At 73.7% G+C, this 14,615-nt stretch carries 14 protein-coding genes; 6 read left to right on the forward strand and 8 right to left on the reverse strand.

Annotated features, from left to right (window positions below; all coding sequences use genetic code 11):
* Positions 1–127: 127 nt before the first annotated feature.
* Entirely contained in the window at positions 128–661 is a 534-nt protein-coding gene (locus tag Plo01_RS28800; RefSeq protein WP_203893851.1) for a TIGR03086 family metal-binding protein, read from the reverse strand.
* A 64-nt stretch (positions 662–725) separates the two neighbouring features.
* On the opposite strand from Plo01_RS28800, the gene Plo01_RS28805 reads away from it, so the two are divergent.
* Positions 726–2,501: an asparagine synthase-related protein gene (locus Plo01_RS28805; RefSeq protein WP_203893852.1), complete on the forward strand. Its 1,776-nt coding sequence runs from the start codon at positions 726–728 to the stop codon at positions 2,499–2,501.
* A gap of 51 nt (positions 2,502–2,552) precedes the next feature.
* On the opposite strand, the gene Plo01_RS28810 is transcribed toward Plo01_RS28805, so the two are convergent.
* Positions 2,553–3,086 carry a rhodanese-like domain-containing protein gene (locus tag Plo01_RS28810; RefSeq protein ID WP_203893853.1) on the reverse strand — a complete coding sequence of 178 codons (534 nt, stop codon included), beginning with the start codon at positions 3,084–3,086 and terminating at the stop codon, positions 2,553–2,555.
* A 245-nt stretch (positions 3,087–3,331) separates the two neighbouring features.
* Between Plo01_RS28810 and Plo01_RS28815 the strand changes: the two genes are divergently transcribed.
* Entirely contained in the window at positions 3,332–4,318 is a 987-nt protein-coding gene (locus Plo01_RS28815; protein ID WP_203893854.1) for a helix-turn-helix domain-containing protein, read from the forward strand.
* 10 nt (positions 4,319–4,328) lie between these two features.
* Here Plo01_RS28815 and Plo01_RS28820 read toward each other — a convergent pair whose 3' ends face one another.
* From Plo01_RS28820 to Plo01_RS28840, 5 genes are all read right to left on the reverse strand, one after another.
* Positions 4,329–5,093, reverse strand: a complete 765-nt coding sequence (locus tag Plo01_RS28820; RefSeq protein ID WP_203893855.1) for a DNA polymerase subunit beta — start codon at positions 5,091–5,093, stop codon at positions 4,329–4,331.
* Positions 5,094–5,198: 105 nt separating this feature from the next.
* Positions 5,199–6,137, reverse strand: coding sequence for a helix-turn-helix domain-containing protein (locus tag Plo01_RS28825; RefSeq protein ID WP_203893856.1), 939 nt, complete (start codon positions 6,135–6,137; stop codon positions 5,199–5,201).
* Positions 6,138–6,288: 151 nt separating this feature from the next.
* A complete protein-coding gene (locus Plo01_RS28830; protein ID WP_203893857.1) occupies positions 6,289–7,965 on the reverse strand; it encodes a RecQ family ATP-dependent DNA helicase in 1,677 nt (558 codons plus the stop codon).
* Between the two features lie 72 nt (positions 7,966–8,037).
* Positions 8,038–8,880, reverse strand: a complete 843-nt coding sequence (locus Plo01_RS28835; protein WP_203893858.1) for an ABC transporter permease — start codon at positions 8,878–8,880, stop codon at positions 8,038–8,040.
* Entirely contained in the window at positions 8,877–9,989 is a 1,113-nt protein-coding gene (locus Plo01_RS28840) for an ATP-binding cassette domain-containing protein (protein WP_203893859.1), read from the reverse strand. Before Plo01_RS28840 ends, Plo01_RS28835 begins: the two co-directional genes overlap by 4 nt.
* Positions 9,990–10,060: 71 nt before the next feature.
* On the opposite strand from Plo01_RS28840, the gene Plo01_RS28845 reads away from it, so the two are divergent.
* Together Plo01_RS28845 and Plo01_RS28850 are read left to right on the forward strand one after the other, a co-directional pair.
* Entirely contained in the window at positions 10,061–10,867 is an 807-nt protein-coding gene (locus Plo01_RS28845; protein ID WP_203893860.1) for a TetR/AcrR family transcriptional regulator, read from the forward strand.
* A 99-nt stretch (positions 10,868–10,966) separates the two neighbouring features.
* Positions 10,967–12,052: an FUSC family protein gene (locus Plo01_RS28850; protein WP_203893861.1), complete on the forward strand. Its 1,086-nt coding sequence runs from the start codon at positions 10,967–10,969 to the stop codon at positions 12,050–12,052.
* Between the two features lie 2 nt (positions 12,053–12,054).
* Here the strand turns inward: Plo01_RS28850 and Plo01_RS28855 are convergent, their stop codons facing one another.
* Complete coding sequence (locus Plo01_RS28855) at positions 12,055–12,480, reverse strand: MerR family transcriptional regulator (RefSeq protein WP_203893862.1); 426 nt, start codon at positions 12,478–12,480, stop codon at positions 12,055–12,057.
* A 56-nt stretch (positions 12,481–12,536) separates the two neighbouring features.
* Between Plo01_RS28855 and Plo01_RS28860 the strand changes: the two genes are divergently transcribed.
* Both Plo01_RS28860 and Plo01_RS28865 read left to right on the forward strand, forming a co-directional pair.
* Positions 12,537–13,091 (forward strand): class I SAM-dependent methyltransferase, encoded by a 555-nt coding sequence (locus tag Plo01_RS28860; protein WP_203893863.1) that lies wholly within the window; start codon positions 12,537–12,539, stop codon positions 13,089–13,091.
* A gap of 184 nt (positions 13,092–13,275) precedes the next feature.
* Positions 13,276–14,538, forward strand: a complete 1,263-nt coding sequence (locus Plo01_RS28865; protein ID WP_203893864.1) for a serpin family protein — start codon at positions 13,276–13,278, stop codon at positions 14,536–14,538.
* The last annotated feature ends 77 nt before the right edge of the window (positions 14,539–14,615 follow it).

Raw genomic sequence — 14,615 nt, forward strand, 5'->3', positions numbered from 1 at the left:
TGACATGTCTGGGGGGAAGTCTTCATGTCGCGCCTCCGTAGGATGCGTGTCATCCCCTACGACGACGCCCTCGCGGAACCGGCTCAGTCCTTGACCCAAGCGAGCGCCAACCGTGCCCGACGCGTGATCAGGGTTTCCAGGCCGGGTCCCGTCCCGTCAGCCCGAGGGCCCGGTCGAACGCCGGGGCGTCCTCCGGCACGGCGACCTCGTCGCCGAAGACCCCGTTCTGCCGCGCCATCGGCGCCATCTGCTCGACGTAGATCCGCATGGCCTCGGCGGTGTCGGGGTCCACCTCGTAGTCCTGCCCGGTGGCCCGGGCCAGGTCCCACCCGTGGAAGACCAGGTCGCCCAGGCCCATCTGGAAGACCACGGTCATGGGGAGCTGCATCATGGGGCTCTCCCCCTCGAACGCCTCCTGGTGGGACCAGCCCTCGACCATGCCCCGTACCCGGGTCTCCAGGGCATCGGGCTCGTTGTCCTCGGGCGGCATGGGCTCCTTGCGGGCCAGCGCCTCGAACAGCAGCGCCACCCAGGACAGGTGACCGAGCAGAGTCCGGACGTCGTACTCGGAGCAGGGGGTCGGCAGGTCGTACTGGTCCTCCCGGATCCCGCGGACCACGTCCACCGTACGGTCGGCAGCACGCGACAACATCTCGTTCATACGGGTAATCATTCCTTTCCCGTTCCGTCTTGTCCCAAAGAAACGCGACATAAGATCCATGACCATGCGCGTTTATCTCGGCCTGGCGGCCAAGGACCCGGCCGCGGCGATTCCCGACGCGGTGCTGCACACCGTCAGGGGCGCGATCGAGGCCGCCTTCCCGGTCCCCGCCGAGGTCATCCGGGGTCGCGAGTGGCACCGCCCCAGCATCTCCCTGTTCGCCTGGACCAACGAGCCCGACGATTCCCGGCAGCCTCCGCTGCTGGTCACCGGGGCCGATCGGGCGGCCGGGATCAACGGCCACCTGGCCGAGCCCCGGGACGTGGAGGGGCTCGCGCACGCGGCCGGGCTCCGCACCGACGCGGTGGGCGGGTGCTTCTCGGTGTTCCGGGCGACCGGGGACGAGCTCTCCGCCGCCACCGCGATCAACCGGGTCTGCCCGGTCTTCCACGCCGAGACCCCCGAGCTCCACGTGATCGGCAGCCGGGCGCTCCTGGTCCATCTGGCCTGCGGCGGCGACCGGGTCGAGTGGGACGTGCTCGCCCTGCAGACGATGATCCGCCAGGGGTTCTTCGTCTCCGACGAGACGCCCTACGCCGGGGTGAGCGCGCTGCCTCCGTCTGCGACGATCACCGTCCGGGGCGGCCGCCGTACGGTCACCGAGACCCCGCTCCCCGCCGCCGGGCCCGCGCCCGCCTCCGGCCGCCGGAAGAAGGCGCTCATCGGGGAGCTGGCCGAGGCGCTGCTGGCCACCGTCGCACCGCTGCGCGAGGCGGGCGAGCCGGTGAACCTGGCGCTGACCGGCGGCCGGGACACCCGTGTCCTGGCGGCGCTGCTGCACGCCGCCGGCGTCCCGTTCCGGGCGACGACGAACGGGCTCGACGACCACCCGGACGTGGTGATCGCCAGGATGATCGCCCGCGCGCTCGGCGTCGAGCACACGGTGATCCCCCCGGCCCGCGCCGAGAAGAAGGACGCGGTCGTGGTGGAGCACCCGCTGATGCGCGCCTACGAGACGCTGCGCACCTGCGAGGGCATGACCTCGGCCTACGAGTCGATCGTCACCTACCTGCCCTACAGCGCCAAGCCGACCATGTCCGGGCAGAGCGGGGAGACCCTGCGGGCCGGGAGCCTGCTGCTGCTCCAGAGCGACCTGAGCCCCAAGGCGCTGCGCCGCAGGATCGACACGACCTTCTTCCTGAAGGACGTCCCGCTGTTCACCGACGCCGCCAACGAGCACGCGCGCGAGCTGGCGCGGCCGTGGCAGGAGCGGGCCGACGCCATGGAGGCGCTCGACCACATGTACGTCTGGTACAAGGTCGGCCGCTGGCAGGCCAGCGCGCGGGCGGGCTCGCTGCGCCGGGGCGACCCGGTCCGCCCGTTCCTCGACAACCGGGTGGTCCGGGCCGCGCTCAGCCTCGACCAGTCGTGGCGGCTGTCGGAGGAGGTCATCCACGAGCTGATCACGACGTTCGCCCCGCGGCTGCGGAACGTGCCGATCGAGGGCAAGCCGTGGCGTTTCACCGCCGACCGGAAGTACTACCCCTGGCAGCGCAGGCCGGAGTTCCTCACCGCGCCGAAGACCGGGGGCGGCTGGAGCTGGCGGACCAGTCCGGGAGAGACGCTCAGCGCCGTGCTCCGCGACCACGTCCTGGACCACCTCGACCTACTGGCCCCCATCGTGAAGCCGGACGAGGTGCGCAAGCTCTTCGCCGACCCGGTGGTCAAGAAGCCGGGTACGGCCTGGCACCTGTACACGGTGGCCTCCATGCTCAGCGGCGTCCACCCCGGCAAGGCCCCCGAGGGCCTCGACCCGGTCCACGTCCCGATCCCGTCGTGAGCCCGTCCCGGGAGTCGTGAGCCCGTCCCGGGATCGGCTGGGGCGCGGTGATCAGCAGGCGCAGGCGATGCCGGAGACGGGGGCGGTCAGGGGGTCGATCGGGCGGTGGGAGACGCCGCTCGCGGTCTCGATCGGGAAGCCTTCGCGGGCCCAGTACTCGAAGCCGCCCAGCATCTCCTTGACCGGGTAGCCGAGCTTGGCGAACTCCAGCGCGGCGCGGGTGGCGCCGTTGCAGCCCGGGCCCCAGCAGTAGGTCACCACGGTCGCCCCCGCCGGGACCACCTCGGCGGCGCGGGCGGCGATCCGGGCGGTGGGCAGGTGGACGGCGCCCTCGATGTGGCCCTGGTTCCAGCTCTCCTCACTGCGGGAGTCGATCACCACGATGCCCGGGACCCCGGCGGCCAGGTCGGCGGCGACGTCGGACACGTCGGTCTCGAACGCCAGCCGGGCGGCGAAGTGGGCGAGCGCGGCGGCGTTGTCCGCGGCGGGGACCGCGGCGACGGCGCCGGAGACGGGGACGGCGGGAGCCGCGGAGGCGGCGGGAACGGCGGGGGCGGCAGGAGCGACAGCGGGGGTGGCGGACATCTCGGGTGGCCTCTCGGTCGGGAGTCGGTCGGATCGGTCAGTTCGGGCGGGAATCGGCTGGATCGGTCGGATCGCTCGGGTCGGGTCGGGCGGATCTGCTCGTCTGGCGGGGCCGGTCGGGTCGGGCGGATCTGCTCGTCTGGCGGGGCCGGTCACTCGTGAGCGGCGGTGACGGAAGAAATGGTGCCCGGACCCGGTGGGCGCTCAACAGTGGCGTGAATGCCGCTTATCGCTAAGATTTCGCCATGCTGCTCCCGCTCCCCGTGCCGCGCGCCGCGCGCCGTACCGTCTCCGTGCTCGCCTTCGACGGCATGGCTCCCTTCGAGCTGGGGTGCGTCGTGGAGATCTTCGGCATTCCCCGTCCCGAGCTGGACGCGTCCTGGTACGAGCTGGCCGTCTGCGCCGAGACCCGCGACGACCTGCGGGTCGTGGGCGGCTTCAGCATGCGCGCCGAGCACGGCCTGGACGTTCTCGCCGCGGCCGACACGGTGATCGTCCCGGGGGTTCCGGATGTGCGGGGCGGGGTCTCCCCGGCGGTGACGGCCGCGCTTCGGGCGGCGCACGACCGCGGTGCCCGGGTCGTCTCGATCTGCTCGGGGGCGTTCGCGCTGGCCGCCGCCGGGCTGCTGGACGGGCGGGAGGCGACGACCCACTGGAAGTACGCCGGCCTGCTCCAGGAGAGGTTCCCCCGGGTGCGGGTGAATCCGGACGTGCTCTACGTGGACGGCGACGACGTGCTGACCAGCGCGGGCAGCGCGGCCGGGCTCGACCTGCTGCTCCACCTCGTGCGCAAGGACCACGGGCCGGGCGTGGCCAACACGGTCGCGCGGCGGCTGGTCATCCCGCCGCACCGGGAGGGCGGGCAGGCGCAGTTCGTCCAGGCGGCCGTCGCCCCGGTGGAGGACGACGACGCGGTGGCCGCCGCGATGGCCTGGGCCCTCGACCACCTGGCCGGGCCCATCGCGGTCGCCGATCTGGCGAGGGTCGCGCACATGTCGCAGCGCACCTTCATCAGGCATTTCAGCCGCCAGACCGGGACCAGCCCGCTGCGCTGGGTGATCTCCCAGCGGGTCGCGGCCAGCCTCGCCCTGCTGGAGTCCACCGCCGCGCCGGTCGAGGAGATCGCCGCCGCGGTCGGCTTCGACAGCCCGGTGACCTTCCGCCACCACTTCACCCGGGCGATGCGCACCTCCCCCTCGGCCTACCGCAGGGCCTTCCGCCCCTCGGCGTGAGCGGCGGCCCTCACGGCTCGATCTCGAAACGGGCGAAGAGCCCGTCCAGATAGTCGAGCAGGTCCTGACGGCGCTCGGCGGCTCCGGGGTAGGCGGAGCCGTCCCCCGCGCGCAGGCGCAGCGCCTCAGCGAGGATCGGGAGCGGGCCGAACTCCTCCTGCGCCCACCGGCCCGCGCCGCTCTTGGAGGTGACCAGCCCGGTGGCGAGGGTGTGGCACAGGCGGGTCGTGCCGAGCACGGTCCACACCACGGAGTGGTCGTCGACCTGCTCCGGGGTGCTCACGGCGATCAGCTCGCGCCAGCCGCGCCAGTAATCGCGCAGGTTGCCGCGGGTCCACCCGGCCAGCCGCTCCGGGTCGGTGTGGACGTGCGGGGGCCCACCGCGCAGGACGACGGGGCACTGGGCGAGGGTCCGCCAGACGGCGGGGTTGGTCTCGAAGCACTCGCCGACCTTGAACGCCCCCTCGAAGGCGTACGGCCGCGCGCCGCACCGGCCGGAGTCGTCGCGCAGGTCGGCGGCCGTCACGTAGACGCCGTCGAAGGGCATCGGCGGGGCCAGCTCCGCGTGCGCGCGGCCGAGGGCGGCGACCTGCTCCCCGGTGGGCTCGGCGGACATCCGGGCGACGAAGTCGATGTCGCTCCGTCCGGGGCGGTAGTCGTCGAGGGCCAGCGATCCGACGAGGTAGAACCCGTCGACGAGCCCCGGCGCATGGGTGTCGGCGAGGGCGAGGTAGCGGTCGGTGACGGCGAGGACTTCTGCGGGAAGCGCGGTCATGCCCGGTGATCGTAATCGGCTCCGTCCGGGAGCGGGCGGGAAGAACGCCGGTTCAGGCACGGGACAGCGGGGCGTCGCCCTCGAGAGCGGACGCGCAGCTCCGGTTCAGGCGCGGGCGCGCAGCGCGCCGGCCAGCCAGGCGAAGTCCTCTCCGTGGGACGGCTTGGGCGGCCGGCCCCTGACGACGGCCACCAGCCGGCGGTAGTGCTCGGCCTCGGAGTACACGCCCGTCTCCAGCCGCCGCAGGACCGCGGTCCGCCCCGCCTCGTCCATGTCTCCCAGGAGCCGGTCGAGGACGCCCGCGGCCTCGGGCGAGTCCGGGGTCACGCCGCGTTCCCGCGCCTCCCCCACCAGCCGGACGATCTTCTTGGCGAACCACACGGACGCCTCCGACTCCCGCTGCGGCCCCTCCCCGGCGCGTTCCCGGGTGTCGTTCTCCACCATGTCGCGCATCCGCCGCCGGAAGTCCGGGCGCCGGACCAGCCCGGCCAGCTCCACCCATGCCTCCACCTGCTCGGGGGTGGGATCGTCGGGCAGGTCCACGGCCGTGTGCCGCGTCCGCGCCCCGATATCCGGATCGACGATGTCCGGATCGGCGTCCACGCCGCCGAAGACCTCGGCCACGAAGTCCTCGATGATCCGCCTGCGCTCGTCGGCGGACAACCGTGCGAGATCGTTCAACAGTTTCGTCTCCTCCGTGCCGGACCGCCGCCTGGCCACGGTGCCGAGCACCGCGCGCCGTAGCAGCAGCGTGCGGATCTGCGCGTCCAGCGCCTTGACGTGAACGGCGGCGACGGCGGCGACGGTGGTCTCCCGCTCCAGGATCCGGCGCACGTCCTCCAGTCCGAGCCCCAGCTCCCGCAGCGTGCGGATCAGCTCCAGCCGGGCCACGGACGCGGCGTCGTAGAGGCGGTAGCCGCCCTCGGTACGGCCCGCCGGCGGCAGCGCGCCGACGTCGGACCAGTAGCGGATGGTGCGCACCGGCATCCCGGTGCGCTCGGAGAGCCGTCCGATGGTGAGCGGCTCGGGGCCGTCGTCGTCCATACGGCCGAGTCTGGACCTTCCACCGGCTGGAGACTCAAGCCCCGCAGGTGCCGCAGGTTCCGCGGGCGCACGCCGTCCGGCGAGAACGGCTCGCCGCCGGCTGTGACGTCCGGGGCCCGGTGCCGGTCGAAGTCCCGGTCGTACGGCCCGGCTAGGCGGGCGTCAGCAGGCGCTCGCGCTCGACGGCCTCCAGCAGCAGCGTCTTGTAGCCGACCTCGTCGAACAGCACGGTGACGCGGTCGTTCTCCCGGCTCATCACCATGCCCGGCCCCCACTCGCTGTGCCGTACCCGGGCGTGCATCGCGAAGGGGCCGGTGTCGTCGGGGGCCTCCGCCTCGCCGGCCCGGCAGGTGTCGCAGGTGCCGCAGAGGCGCTCGTACGGCTCGCCGAAGTACTCCAGCAGGAACCGGCGGCGGCAGCCGGTGGTCTCGGCGTAACCGCGCATCATCTCGACGCGGGAGGCGTCGACGCGCCGGCGGATCTCCTCCAGCTCGGCGGCCCGCTCGACGGCGCGGGCGGGGTCCGGGCCCCCGGCGGCCCCGCGCAGGTCGCCCCGGCCGGTGACCTCGATCGCCCCGGCGCGTTCCAGGAGGTTCACCGCCCGGGTCAGGCGGGCGGCGCCCACCCCGAGCAGTTCGCGGAGCTCGCGGGCGCGGACCGTGCCGCCGTGCTCGTTCAGCAGCGTCGCGACGCGCAGCAGGAACTCCTCGTCGGTCCGTCCTCCGGTGAAGAAGCGGCGCAGCCCCAGATCCTCGGGCCGGTAGAACAGCACCGCCGCGGCCGGCTCCCCGTCCCGTCCGGCGCGGCCGATCTCCTGGTAGTAGGAGTCCGGGGACTCGGGCGGCGCGGCGTGCAGGACGAACCGCACGTCGGGCTTGTCGATCCCCATGCCGAACGCCGAGGTCGCCACGGCGACGTCCAGCTCGCCGTCGCGGAACATCTCGTGGACGCGGTGCCGGTCGGCCGCCCGCATCCCCGCGTGGTACGGCTCCGCCCGCCGCCCCGCCTCCCGCAGCGCGGCGGCGTACTCCTCGGTGGCCCGGCGGGTGGCGGCGTAGACGAGCCCGAGTCCGGCGCGGGAGGCCGCCTCGTCCACCAGCGCCTGCCGCAGCTCGTCCGCGGCGACGAAGCGGCGCACCTCCAGCTCCAGGTTGGGCCGGTCGAAGCCGCGCACGACCTGGCGGACGTCCCGCAGGCCCAGCGCCGCCACGATCTCCTCGCGCACCGCCGGGGTCGCCGTGGCGGTCAGGGCCACCACCGGCGGGTGGCCGAGCCGCTCGATCACCTGGCAGAGCCGCAGGTAATCGGGGCGGAAGTCGTGGCCCCAGGCGGACACGCAGTGGGCCTCGTCGATCGCGATCAGCGAGGGGCGGGCGGCCCGCAGCCGCTCCACGATCTCGGGCTTGGCGAGCTGCTCGGGGGCCAGGAAGACGAATTCGGCGCGGCCCGCGTGCACCGCCTCCAGCGGGTCGTCGCCGCCGGTCTGCGCCGAGTTGAGCGCGACCGCCCCGCCCGCGCCGAGCTCCGCCAGCCCGGCGACCTGGTCACGCTGCAGCGCGATCAGCGGCGAGACGACCACCGTCGGGCCGTCGAGGAGCTGGGCGGGCACCTGGTAGACGGCCGACTTGCCGCCGCCGGTCGGCATGACCACGAGCGCGTCGCCGCCGCCCACCAGGTGGCTCATCGCCTCGATCTGCCCGGATCGCAGGTCCTCCCAGCCGAAGACCTCGCGGGCCACGGCGCGCAGCCGTCCCGCCCGCGATCCGGGGAAGACCTTGCGGGCCGCGGCGCGCAGCCGTCCCGTCCGTGATCCGGATCCGTTTCCCATGTCCGTTCCCTCCGACTGCGGCCCTGGCCAGGTCCACCAGGTACCCCCGGATCAGGGCCGTAGTCGGAGTGATCAGCGCCTGGCTCTGCGGTAGCGGCGCGCGGAGAGCGGCGCGAAGATCGCCACGATCACCACGGGCCAGACCACGGCCATGAGCGTCGCGTTCTGCGCGATCCAGGAGTCGCCTCCCAGGCCGGGGTTGCCGAACAGCTCGCGGACCGCGGCGACCGTGGAGGAGAGCGGGTTCCAGGCGGCGACGGCGCCGAGCCAGCCCGGCATCATCTCCGGGGCGACGAAGGCGTTGGAGATCATCGTGAGCGGGAAGAGCAGCGCGTAGAAGTTGCCCGCCTGCTCCGCGTTCTTCGCCACCAGCCCCATGTAGATGCCGACCCAGATGAAGGCGAACCGCAGCAGCAGCAACAGGCCGACCGCCGCCAGGGTCTCCCCGATCGTCCCGTGCGCCCGCCAGCCCACGATCAGGCCGCAGCCGACCAGGATGACCAGGTCCATGAGGGAGTTGATCATGTCGGCCGCGCTCCGGCCGACCACCACCCCGGAGCGGGCCATCGGCATCGACCGGAACCGGTCGGTGATGCCCTTGTCGGCGTCGGTGGTGACGCCCATCATCGTGTTGCCGATGCCGAACATCATGGTCATGCCGAACAGGCCCGGCAGCAGGAACTCGCGGTAGTCGCCGCCTCCCGGCACCACCATGGCGCTGCCGAAGACGTAGCCGAACAGCAGCACCGAGACCATCGGATACATCAGCCCCCACACGATGTAGGAGGGCTCGCGCACCCAGTGGATCAGGTAGCGGCGGGTGATGGTCCAGCTGTCGGCGATCGTCCAGCGGACCCGGGACAGGGCGGACGCCGGGATCGGCCGGGCCGGCGCGGCGGGTGCGGTCGTGGTCATACGGTCGTCTCCTTCTCCACTCGGCGGCCGGCGGACGCCGCGCGCGCTCCCCCGGATCCCGCTCCTTCCTCCCCGCGGCCGCCGGGCGCCGGGCGCCCGCCCGCGAGCTCCGCGAGCTCCGCGAGCTCCGCGCCCTCCCCGCCGGCTTCCGCCCGGTGCCCGGTGAGCCGGAGGAACACCTCGTCCAGGGTCGGCCGCCGCAGGGCGATGTCCTCCACCGCGATCCCGGCGTCGTCCAGGGCGCGGACGGCCTCGACGAGGACGGTCGCCGCGAGGGCGGTGGTGCGGTGCCGCACCGGGGCGGTGATCCCCCGGGTGTCCGGCCGGACCTCGGGTTCGGCCCCGCAGACGCCGGCGACGATCCGCGCCGCTCCGGCCAGCTCGGCGGCGTCGGCGACGACCAGGTCGAGCTGGTCGCCGCCGATGGTGGACTTGAGCCGCTCCGGCGACCCCTCGGCGATCATCCGGCCCCGGTCGAGGACCACGATCCGGTCGGCGAGCCGGTCGGCCTCCTCGAGGTACTGGGTGGTCAGCAGGACCGTGGTGCCCCCGGCGACCAGCGAGCGGATCGCCTCCCACACCTCGATGCGGCCGCGCGGGTCCAGGCCGGTGGTGGGCTCGTCGAGGAAGAGCACCTGGGGGGCCATGATGAGGCTGGCCGCCAGGTCGAGCCGGCGGCGCATGCCGCCGGAGTAGTGCTTGACCGACTTGCCCGCGGTGTCGGCCAGCCCGAACCGCTCCAGCAGCCCGTCCGCCCGGCGGCGGGCCTCGGCCGCGCCGAGGTGGTAGAGCCGCCCGAACATCTCCAGGTTCTGCCGGCCGGTGAGGATCTCGTCGACCGCCGCGCTCTGCCCGGTCACGCCGATCCGGTAGCGCACCTGCGCGGCCTGCCGTACGACGTCGAACCCGGCGACCTCGGCCCGGCCGCCGTCGAACTCCAGCAGCGTGGACAGGATCCGCACCGCCGTGGTCTTGCCGGCCCCGTTAGGACCGAGCAGCCCGCAGACCGAGCCCTCGGGGACGGTCAGGTCGAACCCGTCGAGGGCTCTGGTCTGCTTGTACTCCTTCCGCAGTCCTTCGGCGACGATCGCCGCTCCGCTCGGGGCCATGACGGCCTCCTTACTGGGTACGGTGTACGAAGTTATGCGTACAGCATACGCAGTCCTATGATGAGCGCAAGATGTCGACGGAATACAGCGGCCGCGGAGACCTGTCGTTCAGCCTCAAAGTGATGTGGGGCGGCGGCGAACGGCCCGCGCGCGGACCCAGACCCGGGCTCAGCGTGGAGCGCATCGTCAAGGCCGCGATCGAGGTCGCCGACGCCGAGGGGCTGACCGCGCTCTCCATGCGCCGGATCGCCACCGCGCTCGGGGTCGGCACCATGTCGCTCTACCGCTACGTGCCGGGCAAGGCCGAACTCGTCGACCTCATGCTCGACGCGGTGTACGGCGAGGACCTCGATCCCGGGCAGGATCCCGGGCAGGAGGCCGGACGCCTGCGCGCCAAGGGCTGGCGCGCCGGGCTGGAGGAGATCGCCCGCGGGTCGCTGGCGCTCCACCTGCGCCACCCGTGGATCCTCCAGGTCTCCCAGGCCCGGCCGGTGCTGGGCCCCAGCTCCATCAGAGGGCTGGAGGTCGCCCTGCGCCTGCTCGACGGCATCGGCCTGGACGCGTTCGAGATGATGAAGGTGATCACGCTCGTCGACGGTTACGTGACCGGGTTCGCCCGCCTCATCGTGGAGGCGGGCCAGGCCGCGCAGCGCACCGGGGTCAGCGACGAGCAGTTCTGGCAGGCGCAGGGGCCGTTCCTGATGCGCTTCCTGGACGACGGACGCTTCGCGACGCTCAGGCGCGTCGCCGACGCGGGCGTGTTCTCCCCCGACAACGACGACGACGGCTTCGAGTTCGGCCTGCAGCGCGTGCTGGACGGCGTCGAGGTCTACGTGGCGGCGGCCGTGCGGGATCGCGCGACGCCCGGTGACACGTGACGCCGGCCGTACGGGATCGCGCGGCGCGGGACGGCACGTGACGCCGGACGGCGGGAAGGCATCGCCCGGGGGGATCCGCCCCGGGCACCCGGGGGGATCATGAATGTCGATGTGCGGGGCCGGCTGGAACGGCTGGCGCTCATGGGGCCGTCCATCGCCCAGTGCGCCGTCGCCGCCGCGCTCGCGTGGGTCGTGGCCAAGGACGTGCTCGGCCACGGCCGCCCGTTCTTCGCGCCGATCGCCGTGGTGATCTGCATCGGGGTGGCCGTCGGCCAGCGCGTGCGCCGCCTGGCCGAACTGGTCGCCGGGGTGAGCCTCGGCGTGGGGATCGGCGACCTGCTGATCCTCCAGATCGGCTCCGGGCCGTGGCAGATCGCCCTCGTCGTCGCGCTGGCGATGAGCGCGGCGGTCCTGCTGGACAGCGGGTCGCTGATCGTCCTCCAGGCGGGATCGTCCGCGGTGCTGGTCGCCACCCTGCTGCCGCCCACCGGCGTCGGCGGCCTCGACCGCATGGTCGACGCGATGGTCGGCGGGGCGCTGGGCATCGCCGCCGTCGCCCTGCTGCCCACCGGTCCCGCCGCCATCGTCCACCGGCACGCCGCCGCCGTGCTGGAGGCCCTGGCCGCCGCCCTCCGCGGCGCCGCGGACGCCGTCGCGGAGCGCGACCCGGAACGCGCCGCCGACACGCTGGAGGAGGTCAGGGGGACGCAGCAGGCGGTGGAGGACCTCGACGACGCCCTGAAGACGGGCAAGGAGATGACGACCATCGCCCCGCTACGGCGGCGGCTCCGCACGCGGCTCGGAAGATACGAGACGGCCGCCCCGCCGGTCGACCGCGCGCTCCGCAACACCCGGGTGCTCGTCCGGCGCGCCGTGGCCGCGCTGCACGCCGGCGAGACCCCGCCCGCCTCGTTCTCCCCGGTCCTGCGGGAGCTCGCCGCCGCCGTCCTGACCCTCCGCGACGAGCTGGCCGCCGGTCACCCGCCCGACGGGGCCAGGGCCGCGATCATGGAGGCGGCCGCCCGGCTGGACGGCGTCCCCACCGCCCTCGCGGGTTTCTCCACCGCCGCGATGATCGCCCAGCTCCGGTCCATCGTCGTCGACCTCCTCGAAGCCACCGGGACCGACCGCGAGACCGCCCTCGCCGCGCTCCCCCCGCTCACCCGCCCGGCGGACGGGCACTGATCTCAGCCCTCGCAGTGGGTCTCGCACGGGACCTCGCCCGCCGTGAGCATGCGCCGGAACTCCGGGCACTCGAAGAAGTCCTCCGCGGGGCACGCCAGCACGTGCTCGATCATCTCCATGGAGGTGCGCAGCCGATCCATCCGCAGGGCCAGCTCGGCCCGGTGCCGGGCGAGGATCTCCCGCCTGCGCGCCCCGTCGCCCGCGGTCACCAGCTCGCGGATCTGCTCCAGCGAGGCCCCGGCCTCCTTGGCGCGCACGATCAGCGCGACCCGGGCGTCGTCCTCGGGCCCGTAGCGGCGCCGGCCGTTGGCCCGGCGGGCGGGGGTGAGCAGGCCCATCGCCTCCCAGTGGCGCAGGACGTGGGTCGCCAGGCCGTACCGGCCCGCCAGCTCGCCGATCTCGACCGTCTCCGCGACACTTGACTTCATGTTCACATTAACCTGCAGATTGGGGCGAAGGTCAACATCGGAGAGGACGTGATGGGATGTCGTATTTCGAGGGCCGGAGCGGCGAGCGCTACGACCGGCGGGCGGCCCGCCTCAACCGCCCCCTGTTCCGCAAGATCTGCCGGGAGATCGCCGACGCGGCCCCGCGGGACGGCGCGGTCCTCGACGCGGGGACCGGCTCCGGTCACCTGCTGCTGGAGCTCGCCCGGCTCCGCCCGGACCTCCGCCTGAGCGGCATGGACCTGTCGAAGGACATGATCGCGATCGGCCGCCGCCACGTGCGCGACGCCTCCCTGGAGGACCGGGTCGCCCTGGACGTGGCGGACGTCGCCGCGCTGCCCTACCCGGACGGCGCGTTCGACCTCGTCGTCTCGACGCTCAGCATGCACCACTGGGATCGGGTGGACCGGGCCGTGGCCGAGTTCGCCCGGGTGCTGAAGCCGGAGGCGCCCCTGTGGATCTACGACTTCCGGTTCGTCTCCGCCCGGGGGCTCGCGGCGGCGGCACGGGAGCGTTTCCCCGGGCGGCCGATCCGGCGCACGCTGGTGCGCGCCCTGCTGCCGTTCCCCGCCTTCGCCGGGTACGCGATCTGACGTCCTGACGTCCGGCCGGGCGGCCCGCGAGCGGCACGGTCGGTGAGCCGTACGGCCCGCAGGCCCGTCGAACCCGCAGGCCCGTCGAACCCGCGGGCCCGTCGAACCCGCGGACCGGTGAACCCGCGGACCGGTGAACCCGCGGACCGGTGAACCGCAGGCCCCCCGCGGACGTTTGAAGGGCATGAATCGTCGCGCGTTCGCTCTCGGCCTGCTGGCCGTCGCCGCCCTCGCCGCGTGCGGGGGCGAGCCCGCGGCCCGTGTGATCACCGCCGAGGGGGTGAAGCGGGAGACCCCGGACGGCGCCCCGGTCAGGAACCTGCAGCCGGCCCTGGCCGCCTTCGGCCACACGCTGTTCACCGCGGTCGCCGAGCCCGGGACCAACACCGTGCTGTCCCCGCTGAGCATCGCCTACGCCTACGGCATGGCCAGGGCGGGCGCGGACCGGGCGACCGGGGCCGAGCTGGACGAGGTCTTCGGCTTCCCGTCCGAGGGACCGCACTCGGCGTTCAACACGTTGTCCCGCGTGATCACCACGATCGACGGGCCGCCGCCCGTCCCCGACCGGGACGCGGTGCGGGACGCCCAGGACGCGGGCGGCGAGCCCGAGCCGCCGGTGGTCAGCCTCGCGAGCGGCCTGTTCGTCCAGGACGGCCTGGCGGTCAAGCAGGAGTTCCTGCGCACGCTCGCCGCCAAGTACGGCGCGGGCGCGCGCCAGGTGGACTTCACCGGGAACGCCTCCGACGTCATCGACGCCTGGGCCGAGAAGCAGACCGCCGGACGGATCAAGAAGGTGTTCGACCGGCTGGACCCCGGCACGAAGCTGGTCATCGCCAACGCCCTCTACCTGAAGGCGGACTGGGCCACCCCGTTCACCGACCCGCCGGAGGAGAACGCCGTCTTCACCCGCGCCGACGGCACGACGGTGAACACGGCCCTGATGCGGCAGGAGGCCGCGTTCGGCTACGCGAGCGGGCCCGGCTGGCAGGCCGTCGAGCTGCCCTACGCCGAGAGCGGGCTGGCCATGTGGATCCTGCTCCCGCAGGCGGGCGGCTCCCCCGCCGACCGGCTCTCCCCCGAGGCGCTCACCGAGACGGCCGGGGGACTGAAGAAGACCAGGGTGCGGGTCGTCATGCCCCGCTGGGACTTCTCCACCGGCCTGGACCTGGGCGAGTCGCTGGCGGGGCTCGGGCTGAGGAGCACGGGCTACTCCGGCATCTCCGACGGGCTCTTCCTGCAGCAGGCCGCGCACAAGGTGAACATCACCGTGGACGAGTGGGGCACCGAGGCCGCCGCCGTCACCGGCCTGGCCTTCGCCGTCTCGGCTCCGCCGCCCGCCGAGGCCGAGCTCCGCGCCGACCGGCCGTTCGCCTTCGCGATCGTCCACCTGCCGACGCGGGTGCCGCTCTTCATCGGCCAGGTCGCCGACCCGACCGCGACGGACTGACCGTGACGGACTGACCGTGACGGACCGGCCGGTCCCGCCGGCGATCGGGTGACCGGCCCGGACCTGACCCGCGGCGC

The organism is Planobispora longispora, from assembly GCF_016863135.1.
GTDB classification, from domain to species: Bacteria; Actinomycetota; Actinomycetes; order Streptosporangiales; family Streptosporangiaceae; genus Planobispora; species Planobispora longispora.